The sequence below is a fragment of the Micromonospora sp. NPDC047740 genome, assembly GCF_043204735.1.
In the GTDB taxonomy this organism is placed as follows: Bacteria; Actinomycetota; Actinomycetes; order Mycobacteriales; family Micromonosporaceae; genus Micromonospora.
The window spans coordinates 298,309-311,709 of sequence record NZ_JBIDCT010000007.1; the positions used below are offsets into that span (position 1 = coordinate 298,309).

The following is a 13,401-nucleotide window of genomic DNA, read 5'->3' on the forward strand; positions in this document are numbered from 1 at the left end:
AGGCGCGTGTGTTCACCAACCCGGTCGTCCGGACCGACGCCCCCGACCCGCAGGCGATCCGGGTCGGCGGGACCTGGTATCTGTTCCACACCAACAGCGGCGGCCGGAACGTCCCGGTGCTCACCTCCCCGGACCTGGTCGACTGGATCCCCGCCGGGGACGCCCTGCCCGAGCTGCCCGACTGGGCCGACGCCGGGAAGACCTGGGCACCGGAGGCGATCCAGCTCGACCCGGACCGGTTCGTCCTCTACTACACCGTCGCCGACCGGGCCTCCGGGCGGCAGTGCGTGGGCCGCGCGGTGGCGGCCACCCCCCTCGGGCCGTACCGGGACGACTCGTCCGGGCCGCTGATCTGCCAGGCCGACCTGGGCGGCTCGATCGACGCCAGCCCCTACCGGGACGCCGACGGCAGCCTCTGGCTGCTGTGGAAGAACGACGGCAACGCGATCGGCGTGGACACCTGGCTCTGGTCGCAGCGCCTCTCCCCGGACGGGCTGCGGCTGACGGGCAGGCCGACCAGGTTGCTGAAGCAGACCGAGGCGTGGGAGGGCGCGCTGGTGGAAGGGCCGTTCCTGCACCGGCACGACGGCCGGCTCTACCTCTTCTTCGCCGCCAACGCCTACGACCGGGACACGTACGCCGAGGGCTACGCGGTCTGCGAGAGCCCGGCCGGGCCGTGCGTGAAGGCCCCGGAGAACCCGATCCTGAAGTCCAACGCGGTCGCCTCCGGCCCCGGGCACGCCTCGTTGGTGGAGCAGGACGACCGCACCTGGCTGCTCTATCACGCCTGGCCGCCGGGGCAGGAGGGCAGCGTCGACCCCGGCCGCCAGGTCTGGCTGGACGAACTCGTCTGGCGGGACGGCAGACCCGTTCTCCATGGCCCCACCGTCGAGCCCCAGCCGAGGCCCTGACCGCGCGACCCTGAGCCTCGCGGGGCGCGGGTCAGCGGAGGGCGGGGACGTTCCACCCCGGCACCGGGAGCGGTAATCCGACACCAGCCGTGTCGGAGAGGCCACGATCCGCAGTGTGCGACGGGTCACCCTCGGGCGTTCGGTCCCACCTGGGCATCGATCCGCCGGGAAGTCTTGCGCCGCCTGGCGATTGATGAAATTTTCCTACCAGCGGCGAATGCTCTGCGGCGAATCTTTCCGGATGCGCCCCGGCGCCCGTCGCCACCCGACACCTCCCGGAGCCCAACGAAGGGAACCGCACCGCATGAAGGCAACTCGGCTCAGCGCCGCCGGGCTGGCCGTGGCGCTGCTCGGCGCACTCGTCGCCGGCACCCCCGCGCGCGCCGCGGACACCGACGCCACGACCACCTCCTCGACCACCTGCACCACCGACCCGGCCACCCCGAAGCGGCAGTTCCGGGCCATGTGGATCGCCTCGGTGACCAACATCGACTGGCCCAGCAAGGCCTCCTGGACCGCGCCGGACCAGGTCGCCAAGCAGAAGGCGGAGTACCTGGGCTGGCTCGACCTGGCCCAGCAGCTCAACCACAACGCCGTCGTCGTCCAGGTCCGCCCGACGGCGGACGCGTTCTGGCCGTCGCCGGTGGAGCCCTGGTCGGAGTACCTGACCGGGGTACGCGGCCAGGACCCGGGCTGGGACCCGCTGGCCTTCCTCGTCGAGGAGTCGCACAAGCGGAACCTGGAGTTCCACGCCTGGTTCAACCCGTACCGGGTCTCCATGCCGGCCCCGGGCGGCGCCGGCGCCGACCTGTCGAAGCTCGCCCCGAACTCGCCGGCCCGGCAGCACCCGGACTGGGTGTTCGCCTACCCGCCGGCCGGGGTCGCCGGCAGCCGGCTCTACTACAACCCCGGCATCCCCGAGGTCCGCGAGTTCGTCCAGACCGCGATGATGGACGCGGTCAACCGGTACGACATCGACGGCGTGCACTTTGACGACTACTTCTACCCGTACCCGAGCGGCACCTACCAGTACCCGGACGACGCCACCTTCGCGCAGTACAACCGGGGCTTCACCAACCAGGCCGACTGGCGGCGGGACAACATCAACCTGCTCATCCAGGAGATGAACGCCAAGATCAAGGCGGTCAAGCCGTGGGTGAAGTTCGGCGTCAGCCCGTTCGGCATCTGGCGCAACAAGTCGGCCGACCCGAACGGCTCGGACACCACCGGCTCGCAGTCCTACGACATCATCTCCGCCGACACCCGTAAGTGGATCAAGGAGGAGTGGATCGACTACGTGGTGCCGCAGCTCTACTGGTACATCGGCCAGTACCCGGCCGCCGACTACGCCCGGCTGGTGCCGTGGTGGGCCGAGCAGGTGCGCGGCACCAAGGTCCAGCTCTACATCGGCCAGGCCGACTACAAGAGCGGTGACCCCGCGTACGGGTCGTTCTGGATGAACCCGAACGAGCTGTCGAACCACCTGACGCTCAACCGGTCGTACCCGGAGGTGCTCGGCAACGTGCACTTCTCTGCGGTGCAGGTGAGGGCCAACCGGCTCGGCGCCACCGACAACTACGCGGCCGAGCACTACTCCCGCCCGGCGCTGGTGCCGGCGATGGCGCAGCTGCCGGCCAAGCCGCTGCTCTTCCCGGTGATCACCGGGGCCCACCGGCAGGCCGACGGGGTGCACCTGACCTGGCGGCAGCCGGCGGACGGCAACGGCCCGTTCGGCACCGCCACCTCGTACGCCGTCTACCGGTTCGACGGCACCGGGAAGGCCGAGGCGTGCGCCTTCGCCGACGCGTCCCACCTGGTGGCGACCGTCCGGGGCACTGCGGGTGACGTGCAGTCCTGGGTCGACGCCGACGCCGCGGCCGGCCAGAGCTACACGTACTACGTGACCGCGCTCGACCGGGTCTGGAACGAGGGCCCGGCCAGCCCGGCGCGCGTCGTGCGCTGACCCACCTCCGAATGCCCCCGGCCGCCCCCGGCGACCGGGGGCATTCGTCTGTTTCGACGTATGTCACCAAACCGTAGCCTGGCCGCCGTTGCCCATCCATCGATGAAAGTCGACACTTGGTGATCACCCGTGCTCCTTGTCCGAGCCCCGACCCACGGAGGATCCCGTGTCCCGTCGCCTCGCCACCGTCCTCGCTTCCGGCGCGTTCGCGCTGCTCACCGCCCTCGGTGTCGCCTCGCCCGCGCAGGCCGCCGTGAGCCGTGAGCAGAAGCTCAGCGTGCTGTCGGGCTGGACCCAAACCAGCGCCACCAGCTACAACGCCTGGAACGCCGGCCGACTGAACAAGGCCGCCTGGTCCGCGTACGCCTTCGACTGGTCGACCGACTACTGCTCGTCCAGCCCGGACAACCCGCTCGGCTTCAACTTCGAGCTTTCCTGCTACCGGCACGACTTCGGCTACCGCAACCACAAGGCGATGGGCATCTTCTCGGCCAACAAGGCGCGCCTCGACAGCGCCTTCTACGAGGACCTGAAACGGGTCTGCGCCACCTACAACTCGGTGGTCCGCCCGGCCTGCACCAGCCTCGCCTGGACGTACTACCAGGCGGTCAAGAACTTCGGCTCCGTCGCCGCCGTCAAGCAGGCGGACCTCGACCGCGCCGCCCGGATCAAGGCCGACGCCGAGCGCCGCGCCGCCCTGCCCTCCTGACCCCCGCCCCGCCTCGGCTGATCAAGAAGTTCGCATCGGCATACCGGCGCGAACTTCTTGATCAACCTGCGGTGGAGCGGCGCGGCGACGGGGCGGAGGAGCGGGTGGGGGCGATGAAGCGGGGGGAGTCGGGGGCGAGGTCGGGGTGGTCGACGCCGAGGGCCAGGGCGGCCGCCTCCTCCAAGGCCAGCTCGCCGCCCGCGCCGTACGCGGTGTCGAACGCCGCGTCGCCGAGCGCCCGGCGCAGCTCCGCCTGCCGGGCCAGCCAGTACGGCCCGTAGATGCCGGGGGTGGCCCGCAGGTTCGCCCGGGTGGCCTGGGCTGCGCCGAAGAGTCGGGCCGCGGTCACCGGGTCCCCGCCCAGCGCGCAGCGCACCGCGATCGCGTTCACCGTGTCGCAGGCCCGGCCCAGGTAGCCGTGGTTCATCCGGGAGCGGAGCGCCACCAGCAGGTGTTCGTGCGCGGCGACCAGGTCGTCCCGGGCCAGCGCCACCATGCCGAGGAGCATGTCCACCGAGCGGCGCCCCCGCTCGACCGGGCGGGCCGCCTCGACCGGGCGGGCCGCGCCGAGCAACTCGGCTGCCTCGTCCAGCGCGCCCCGCCGCCAGAGCAGCTCGGCGAGGTTGTAGATGGCGTGCAGGGCGTCGGAGACGACGTCCTGCGCGTACGCCCAGTCAATCACCTCGCGGCAGACCCGTTCCGCCTCCACGAACTGTCCCATGTCGACCAGCGGCGCGGCCCGGCCCGCTAGCACCCGGGCGAGCAGCCCCAGGTCACCGGCCTGCCGCGCGGCCGCCTCGGCCCGCTGCGAGTAGCGCAGCTCCTCGGCGAACTCACCGTCCGCGCCGGCGTGCAGCGAGTGCAAGTGGTACGCCGCGGCCAGCTCCGCCTCCGGAATCGCCTCGCCGGTCTCGGCGATCCGGCCGTACAGCCGGAACAGCCAGAGCCGCCCCTCCCGGGCCAGCCCCCGCTCCCGCCACCACTGGTCCAGCATGCCGGCCAGCCGCAGCCCGGTGCGGGGGCTACCGCCGGTGGCGCACCAGCGCAGCGCGGCCCGCAGCTCCGCGGCGAGCGGGTCGAGCGCGTACAGGGAGAGGGTGACCGGGTGGCCGTCCGAACCCAGGTGGGCGCGTTGCAGGGTGTGGCTGCACCAGGCGACGTGCCGGTCCCGGGCGGTCTGCTCCTCGCCGGCCTCCACCAGCCGCCGGGCCGCGTACGCCCGGATCGGGTCGAGCATCCGGTAGGTGCTGCCCGAGGCGTGCGGCTCGGCCAGCACCATGGACTTGTCCACCAGCACCGAGAGCGGGTCGAGCGGATCCTCGTCGAGCAGCCACTGCACGGTCGGCAGGTCCACCCGCCCGGCGAAGACCGCCAGCCAGCGCAGCAACCGGGCCGAGCGCGCCCCGAGCGTCCGGTACGACCAGGTGACCGTGGCCTGCATGGTCAGGTGCCGTTCGGCGGCCGAGCGGTGCACCGCGCGGGTCGCCGGGGCGGGCGGACCACCCCCGGCCGCCACCGGGTCGACCGGGTCCTGGTTGCCGCTCCCCCCGGGCTCCCCCACCGGGGGCGGCTCCGGCTTCTCCCGCCCGGCGTCCAATGTGGCCAGCATGTCGTCGAGACGCTCGGCGAGCTGCCCGGCGGAGAGCACCCGCAGCCGCGCCGCCGCCAGCTCGATGGCGAGCGGCAGCCCGTCCAGCCGGCGTACCACCCGGCGCAGGTCGACCTGCTCGGTGGGATCCGGCGCTCGGCCGCCCCGGGCCGCCGCCGTCCGGTCCAGCAGCAGGGCCACCCCGTCGCTCTCCCCGCCGTCCGGGCGGGGCTCCACCGAGAGCGGCGGGATCCGCCACACCGCCTCACCGGGGAGGCCGAACGACTCGCGGCTGGTGGCGAGCACCCGGACGTCCCGGGCGCCGGCCAGCAGTCGGGAGATCACCGCGGCCGAGGCCGCCGGCTGGGCGTCGCAGGTGTCCAGCACGACCAGCATCCGGCGGGCGGCCGCGTACTCCACCAGGGTGTCCACCATCGGGCGGCCGGGCTCTGGGCGGAGCCCAAGCACCGCGGCGATCTCGAACGCGACGAGGCCCGGGTCGGTCACCGCGGCGATGTCGACGAACCACACCCCGTCCGGATACGCCTCGACGACCCCGCCGGCCAGCTCCACCGCCAGCCGCGTCTTGCCGGCACCGCCCGCGCCCAGCACGGTCACCAGGCGGTACGTCTCGACCAGCCGCTTCAGCTCGCCCCGTTCCACCTCCCGCCCGACGAACGAGGTGACCTGGGTGGGCAGGTTGTGCGCCACCGCGTCGGCGGTACGCGGCCGGGGGAAACTCCGTTCCAGGCCGGGCGCCACCAGCTGGAACAGCCGCTCCCGGTCGTCGAAGCCGCGCAGCCGGTGCAACCCGAGGTCCAACAGGGACGCTCCGTCCGGCAGCGGATCGGCGTGCCGGGCGGTCACCCCCGAGCAGAGGACCTGTCCACCGTGAGCGGCGGCGGCCACCCGGGCGGCCCGGTGCACCTCCGGGCTGGCGTACTCGCCGTCGCGGGGTTCCACGTATCCGGTGTGCAGGCCCATCCGGACCCGCGGCGCGGCCTCCGGGGTGGGCCAGTCGTGGCCGGCCAGGGCCAGTTGCGCGGTCAGGCAGGCGGTGACCGCCGCGGCCGCGTCCGGGAAGGCGAGGAAGAACGAGTCCCCCTCGGTCAGCAGCTCCGCCCCGTCGGCCAGCGTGTGGCGCAGCAGCCGGCGATGTTCCCGCAGCACCGCCGGGTAGCCCGGACCGAGCAGCTGGGCCAGCCGGGTGGAGCCCTCGATGTCGGTGAACACGAAGGTCACCCATCCGCTCGGGAGGTCGATCCGTGGCGACATGCGTGGAACCTCCGCCCCGTGACGTCGGGCTCCATGCTGCCCTATGTTCGGGCGATCACGCATCGTGAGAACGGTCGGGCAGCACCCGACCAAGGTCCCACCGGGTGGCCCCGGCAGCACGAACGGATCGACCGGCGAGACGAGGTCGCCGGCGGTCAGCAGCCGCAGGCGCCGCCGCAGCAGCCCCCACCGGCCGGGGCGGACGCCCCGCCGACCGGGCCGGCGCCACCGCGGCCGGTGACCGCGACGGTCGACAGCAGCTTCACGGTGTCGGCGTGTCCCTGCGGGCAGGATGCCGGCTGGCCGGCCTCGGCCATCGGCCGGTTGACCTCGAAGGTGTCGCCGCAGGCGCGGCAGCGGAACTCGTACCGGGGCATGCCACCAGCGTACGACCGGGTCTGACGTCCCGGCGAGTATGGGTGATACTCGACGGGTGGTGGACGGCGAGGAGCGATCGAACGTTCGACCCCTGCGACCGGCCGTACCGCCCGACGGGGCGGCCGGGCCGGTTCCCGTGCCCCGCCCCCGGCCGGCCACGGAGCCAGGTTCCACCGGCACCGCCGCCGGGAGCACCCGCCAGCCGGAGTCGCCCCCGGCCGACGCCCCCGGCACGAAGCCACAGTCGACGGCCGACACCGCGGCCGGCACGAAGGCCGGGTCCACCCCGGCGGACGCCTCCGACGTCAAGCCGCAGCCGATCCCGATGGGCGCGAAGCCGGAGCCGGCCCCGGCCGACGCCACTGCCACGAAGGCGGAGCCGACCTCGCCCGACGCCACCGCCACGAAGGCCGAGCCGGCCCCGGCCGACGCCACCACCGCGGGCGGCCCCGAATCGAAGACCGGCGGTCGGCGGCGGCGGATGCCGTTCGCCCACGCGGTCCGGATGCCGCCCCGGCGAATCGCCGTCGGCGCGGCCCGGGCCACCCGGGACTGGTTGCGCCGCCCCAGCGGGCGCACCACCGTACTCGGCATCTTCCTGCTCGTCCTGGTCGCGGGCACCGCGGCGGCCGGCGCGCTGCTGGTGCCCGCAGCCGTACGCAAACCGCAGCCGGTCGCCGTCGACGCCACCGCGACCGCGCCGGCCGGCGGCGTACCCCAGGGCGGCGTGGCGCCCGGCGGGGTCGGTCTGCCCCCTGGGCTGCCCGGTGCGACCGGCCAGCCGACCGGGACGCCACCCGGCGTCGGGCAGCCGACCGGGCCGGCACTGACCGGCCGCCCGGCCGACGCGCTGGCTGCCTGGGCCCAGCGGGTGAGCGGGACGACCGGCATCCCGGTGGTCGCGTTGCAGGCGTACGGCTACGCCCAGCTGGTGCTCGAACAGACCCACCGGAGCTGCCAGCTCAGCTGGACCACGCTGGCCGCGATCGGATACGTCGAGTCCCGGCACGGTGCGGCCAACGGCGCCACCCTGCAGCCGGACGGGGTCGCCTCGCCCAACATCCTCGGCGACCTGCTCGACGGGCAGGGCGGGCGGTCCCGGATCACCGACACCGACCGGGGCGTGCTCGACGGCAACACCGTCTACGACCGGGCGCTCGGCCCGATGCAGTTCATCCCGAGCACCTGGCAGGAGATCGGCGCGGACGCCGACAACGACGGCGTCAAGAACCCGCACGACATCGACGACGCCGCCCTGGCCGCCGGCCAGTACCTGTGCAAGGGCGGCCGGAACATGACCATCCCGGGCGACTGGTGGAACGCCATCCTCTCCTACAACGACGTGCGCCGGTACGCCCAGGACGTCTTCGACAAGGCGAACGAGTACGGACGGCTGAGCGGTACGTGACGTAACCGGTTGCGTACATTTCGAGAACTGGACCCTTCCCCCGGGCAGCCGTTCCCGGCAAGCTAGACGGGTGATGGTGCGCGAGTGGGACCCTCGAACCGCGTCGTCCGCCGAGATCGCGTCGCTGCTGGACACGCTGAACGCGGTCCTGACGGCCGACCTGCCGCAGGATCCGCCCTGGCGGGAGAGCTCCCTGCGGGAATACCTCTCCGAGGTCATGCCCGGTGAGCGGCGGATCTCCTGGGTCGCTCAGGCCGAACCGGCCCCGGACGGCACCCCGAGCCCGTTGCTGGGGCACGTCAACGTGCTGCTGCTCGGTGGTATCGGGGTGCTGGAGGTGCTGGTGCACCCGGTCGTCCGGCGCACCGGGCTGGGCCGCGAGCTGGTGCGGGTGGCCGGCCGCCGAGTCTGGGATGAGGGCTTCCAGTCGATCGGCGTGGAGGTGGTCGGCGACACCCCGGCGCTGGGGTTCTACGAGTCGCTCGGCTTCACCCGCGAATACGTCGAGACCCGCAGCGTGCTCGACCTGCGCACGGTGGACTGGCCGGCGCTGGCCGAGATGGCCACCGGCGTCGGCGCCGGCTACCACCTCGAGTTCTGCCCGGGCGGCCCGCCGGACGACCTGATCGAGGCGTACGCCCGGGCCAAGGCCGAGGTGCGCGATGTGGACGACGGCGAGCTTCGGCCCAGCTCGTACGACCCGCAGCGGCTGCGGGACAGCCTGGACACGCTGCACCGGCGGGGCATGAAGCCGTACATCGTGCTCGCCCTGCATGAGCAGACCGGCGAGGTGGCCGGGCTGACCGAGGTGGTGGTGCCGGCGCAGCACCCGACCCGGGCCGACCAGTACGACACCATCGTCGTCCGGGACCACCGCGGCTACGGCATCGACCGGGCCATCAAGGCGCGGATGCTGTTGGAGCTGCGCTCGGCCGAGCCGGAGCTGGCCGAGGTGCAGACCTGGAACGCGCAGGCCAACGAGGCGATGTTGAAGGTCAACGCGGAGCTGGGCTACCGCCCGGACCGCGAGTGGTGCGAATACAGCGTGGACGTCGCCGAGCTGGTGCATCGGCTCGACAGCCAGCGCTGACGGAAATTCACCGACAGGCCACCCGGGGGATGGACGTCCGACCGGGTCGACTCTTAACGTTCGTTAGTTCCCGCCCACCCATCGTGGAGGCCCCATGCGCCCGCGCCGCACCTTCGCCGCGCTCGCGACGACCGCCGCCGTCACCGCGACGGCCATCGGCGTCGCGCCCCCAGCGGCCAGCGCCGCGCCCACCGACCTGTTCATCTCCGAGTACGTCGAGGGCCTGTCCAACAACAAGGCCATCGAGCTCTACAACGGCACCGGTGCCCCGGTCGACCTGGCCGCCGGCGGCTACCAGCTCCAGTTCTTCTTCAACGGGGCCACCACGTCGACGAACGTCGCGCTGAGTGGCACTGTCGCCCCCGGCGACGTCTTCGTCTTCGCCGCCGCCACGGCCGCGCCCGCGATCCTCGCCCAAGCCGACCAGACGTACGGCGGTTCGCTCTACAACGGCGACGACGCGATCGTGCTGCGCAAGGGCGGCACCGTGCTCGATTCGATCGGGCAGGTCGGCGTGGACCCGGGCACCGAGTGGGGCACCGGGCTCATCAGCACGGCCGACAACACCCTGCGCCGGCTGCCCTCGGTCACCTCCGGCGACACCGACCCGTCGGACCCGTTCGACCCGGCTGTGCAGTGGGCCGGCTTCCCCACCGACACCTTCGACGGGCTGGGCAGCCACACCATCGACGACGGTGGCCCGGTCGACCAGCCGGCCACGCTGAACTGCGGCGGCACGCTGACCGTCGAGTCGGGCGGCGCGGCGAGCCGCCAGGTCACCGCCAGCGACGTCGACGACACCGTCACCGACCTGGCGGTCACCGGGGTCAGCCCGGCGCCGGCGAGCGGCTCGATCAGCCGTACCGCCTTCAGCCCGGCCACCGGGGTCGGCGGCACGGCCTCCGCGACGCTGACCGCGACCGGCCTCCCGGCCGGCTCGTACGCGGTCACCGTGACCTCGACCGACGCCGACGGCGGCACCGCCACCTGCACCCTCACCGTGCAGGCCACCGCCCTGCTGTCGGTCGGCGAGGTGCAGGGCCAGACCCGCGACGACGAGGATGGCAGCACCGACCGGTCACCGCTCGCCCCGGCCAGCGGCAACGGCACCAGCTCCGCTCTCTACGACGTGCGCGGCGTGATCACCCAGAAGTCGCTCACCCGCAGCTCCGCCGGGGCCGACCAGTACGGCTTCTACCTGCAGAGCCGCACGGGCACCGCGGACGGCGACCCGCTCACCTCGGACGGCATCTTCGTCTTCATGGGCTCGTTCACCACGTTGATCGGCGGCTACGCGCCGACCGTCGGCGACGAGGTGGTGCTGCGCGCCCGGGTCTCGGAGTTCTTCAACCAGACCCAGCTCTCCAGCGCCTCGCTGGTCCGCAAGCTCGACTCGGGGCTGGACGTGGACAGCGTCGTGCAGGTCGATGACGCCCTGCCGCCGGCCGACGCGGCCGCCGCCGCCCGGTACTGGGAACGGCACGAGGGCACCCGGATGCGGGTCCGCTCCGGCAGCGGCGTGTCCGCGCCGCGGCACATCTTCGCCTCCACCGGGGACTCGGAGATCTACGTGGTGGACCGCGAGGACCCGATCATGCAGCGGACCGATCCGTACGCCCGCCGGGTGTTCCGGGACGCGCACCCGCTGGACGACATCCCGGGCACGCTCTTCGACAACGGCAACAACCAGCGCATCCTGCTGGGGGCCGGCGGCGTGAAGGCGACCGCTGGGGACTCGGCCGCGCTGCTGCCCGAGGCCCGCACGTACGACACACTCACCGAGGACGCCTACGGGGCCATCTCGTACGCGTTCAGCAAATACAGCGTGCAGCCGGAGCAGCTGACGCTGACCGGTGGGGCAGATCCGGCGAAGAACAACCCGCCGCAGCCGGCGGACCGGCACGCCGAGGTCGCGGTCGCCACCTACAACCTGGAGAACCTGTACGACTACCGGGACGACCCGTTCGACGGCTGCGACTTCGCCGGCAACGCGGGCTGCACCGGGGTCAGCCCGCCGTTCGACTACGTGCCGGCCAGCGAGGCGGAGTACGCCGCCCGGCTGAACGTGGAGGCCCGGCAGATCGTCAACGCGCTGCACAGCCCGGATCTGATCATGGTGCAGGAGGCGGAGGACCAGGACATCTGCGCGGTGGCCGACGGCAAGCTGGTCTGCGGCGACACGAACAACGCCGACGGCGCGCCGGACACCGTCCAGGAGCTGGCGCTGGCCATCACGGCCAACGGTGGCCCCGCCTACGCGGCGGCGTACGACCGGACCGGCTCGGACGCCCGGGGCATCACCTCGGCGTTCCTCTACCGCACGGACCGGCTGACCCTGGCCCTGGCGTCCGCGACCGACCCGCTGCTGGGCACCGCCCCGACGGTGCAATACCGCTCGGCGGGGCTGCCGTCCAACGCGGACGTGCAGAACCCGAAGGCGTTCAACGCGGTGCTGCCGGCCGACGTGGACCGCTCCACCGGCGTGGACGGCGCCAACGTCTACACCCGGGCGGCACAGCTGGCCACGTTCACCGTGGCGGCGGCGCCGGGCTCGGCCGAGCACTACCCGCTCTACGCGATCAGCAACCACTACTCGTCCGGGCCGGACACACGGGTCGGGCAGCGCCGGGAGCAGGCCGCGTACGGGGCCGCGCTGGTGCGGGCCATCGAGGCGAGCGACCCGGACGCCCGGGTCATCTACGGCGGTGACCTGAACGTCTTCCCGCGGCCGGACGACCCGATCGCGACCGGGGAGAACCCGACCCCGTCGGACCAGCTCGCCCCGCTCTACCAGGCCGGGATGCACAACCTCTGGGACGACCTGGCGGCGGACGTGCCGGCGGCGGCCTACTCGTACACCTTCAACGGGCAGGCGCAGACACTGGACAACCTGTTCGCCAACGGGAAGCTCCACGGCGACTTGGTGCAGATCCGCGCGGCGCACATCAACGCCGACTACCCGACCGACGCCGAGGGCCTCGGTGACCGGGGCGCCAGCGACCACGACCCGCAGGTGGCCCGGTTCCGCTCCCGGGCGTCGCTGAGCGTGGCCGACGCGTCGGTGGTCGAGGGCAACAAGGGCAACAGCACCCTGGCGTTCACGGTGACCGTGTCCCGGCCGCTGTCCGAGCCGGTCCTGATCTGCGCCGCCACCTACGGCACCACCGCGCAGGCCGGGTCGGACTACGACCCGTACGTGGGCTGCCTGACGCTGGCCGCCGGCCAGACCTCGCTCGCCTTCCCGGTGACCGTCCGCGGTGACAAGAAGCGTGAGGCGGACGAGCAGCTCACCCTGTACGTGGCGGGCGTGCCGGGGCTCCGGCTCGCCGACCCGGTCGCCGTCGGCACCATCCTGAACGACGACTGACGGTCCGTTCCGCGTAGCGGCCCGCCGTCCGGCTCACCAGCCGGGCGGCGGGCCGATCTCGTGGGTGCGCCGTCGTGGCCGGGGCGGGGGCGGTACGCCCCGGTACTTGGCCACCCGCACCTCCCACTGGCTGCGCCGGCGCAGGGCGTCCCGGACCGCCCGGTCGCGATAGAAGGTCTCCGGTGGCCGGGCGAGGCCGTACCCGGTCGGCCCACCACTCCCCGGCTCCGGATCGGTGACGACGTCGAGGTGGGACGGGTACCTTCGCTCCGCCCCGTCCCGCAGGTCGGCGCGGTCGCGCATGGGCTTGAGCACCCGGCCCGCGTCGTCGACCACGGCGAGGCGGAACCCCGCCACGCTGATGATCCGGCGCAGCATGGCGATGCTCGGCGTCAGAGAGCCCGCCTCGATCCGGCCGATGGTCGTCGGATGCACCCCGGCGAATCGGGCCAGCTCCCGCTGGCTGGCGTCGGCCCGGCGGCGGACCGCCCGGACGATCCCGGCTGCGGGCCATGGGGCGTCGAAGGGCTCAGTGAGCATCGTGGGCGGTTCCCCGGCCTCCTCGGTCAGGCCGGGTTGTTCGGGAGTGTCGGGCTCGGTCACGCCGCCACGCTCTCGCCGCGGGCGGCACCGCGACAACCCCGACCTGCTCGGCTGTGGACAACCAAGGTGCCTGTGGACAACCCGCCACCGCGTCGGTGGCCCGTGCTGG

Annotated in this window: 9 protein-coding genes; 6 read left to right on the forward strand and 3 right to left on the reverse strand. The window is 73.2% G+C overall.

The features are described from left to right. Positions 1 to 8: 8 nt before the first annotated feature. The 3 genes from ACGF4F_RS15890 to ACGF4F_RS15900 all read left to right on the forward strand — a co-directional run bounded on the left by ACGF4F_RS15890 (position 9) and on the right by ACGF4F_RS15900 (position 3,583). On the forward strand, positions 9 to 911 hold the full coding sequence (locus ACGF4F_RS15890) for a glycoside hydrolase family 43 protein (protein ID WP_393077897.1): 903 nt from the start codon (positions 9 to 11) through the stop codon (positions 909 to 911). 304 nt (positions 912 to 1,215) lie between these two features. Continuing rightward, entirely contained in the window at positions 1,216 to 2,874 is a 1,659-nt protein-coding gene (locus tag ACGF4F_RS15895) for a family 10 glycosylhydrolase (RefSeq protein WP_357438409.1), read from the forward strand. Positions 2,875 to 3,040: 166 nt separating this feature from the next. Beyond that, on the forward strand, positions 3,041 to 3,583 hold the full coding sequence (locus ACGF4F_RS15900) for a phospholipase (RefSeq protein WP_357438412.1): 543 nt from the start codon (positions 3,041 to 3,043) through the stop codon (positions 3,581 to 3,583). Positions 3,584 to 3,644: 61 nt separating this feature from the next. Here ACGF4F_RS15900 and ACGF4F_RS15905 read toward each other — a convergent pair whose 3' ends face one another. Together ACGF4F_RS15905 and ACGF4F_RS15910 are read right to left on the reverse strand one after the other, a co-directional pair. Then, positions 3,645 to 6,446, reverse strand: a complete 2,802-nt coding sequence (locus tag ACGF4F_RS15905) for an adenylate/guanylate cyclase domain-containing protein (protein WP_357438414.1) — start codon at positions 6,444 to 6,446, stop codon at positions 3,645 to 3,647. A 155-nt stretch (positions 6,447 to 6,601) separates the two neighbouring features. Then, positions 6,602 to 6,823: a zinc ribbon domain-containing protein gene (locus ACGF4F_RS15910; protein WP_073834410.1), complete on the reverse strand. Its 222-nt coding sequence runs from the start codon at positions 6,821 to 6,823 to the stop codon at positions 6,602 to 6,604. Positions 6,824 to 6,879: 56 nt separating this feature from the next. Between ACGF4F_RS15910 and ACGF4F_RS15915 the strand changes: the two genes are divergently transcribed. From ACGF4F_RS15915 to ACGF4F_RS15925, 3 genes are all read left to right on the forward strand, one after another. Beyond that, positions 6,880 to 8,232: a lytic murein transglycosylase gene (locus ACGF4F_RS15915; RefSeq protein ID WP_393077902.1), complete on the forward strand. Its 1,353-nt coding sequence runs from the start codon at positions 6,880 to 6,882 to the stop codon at positions 8,230 to 8,232. A 73-nt stretch (positions 8,233 to 8,305) separates the two neighbouring features. Next, the gene (locus ACGF4F_RS15920; protein WP_393077957.1) at positions 8,306 to 9,322 is read left to right on the forward strand and encodes a GNAT family N-acetyltransferase; all 1,017 of its coding nucleotides are present in this window, start codon (positions 8,306 to 8,308) and stop codon (positions 9,320 to 9,322) included. 94 nt (positions 9,323 to 9,416) lie between these two features. After that, positions 9,417 to 12,689 (forward strand): lamin tail domain-containing protein, encoded by a 3,273-nt coding sequence (locus ACGF4F_RS15925; RefSeq protein WP_393077905.1) that lies wholly within the window; start codon positions 9,417 to 9,419, stop codon positions 12,687 to 12,689. Positions 12,690 to 12,722: 33 nt separating this feature from the next. On the opposite strand, the gene ACGF4F_RS15930 is transcribed toward ACGF4F_RS15925, so the two are convergent. Beyond that, a complete protein-coding gene (locus ACGF4F_RS15930; RefSeq protein WP_357438423.1) occupies positions 12,723 to 13,292 on the reverse strand; it encodes a helix-turn-helix transcriptional regulator in 570 nt (189 codons plus the stop codon). Between the last annotated feature and the right edge of the window lie 109 nt (positions 13,293 to 13,401).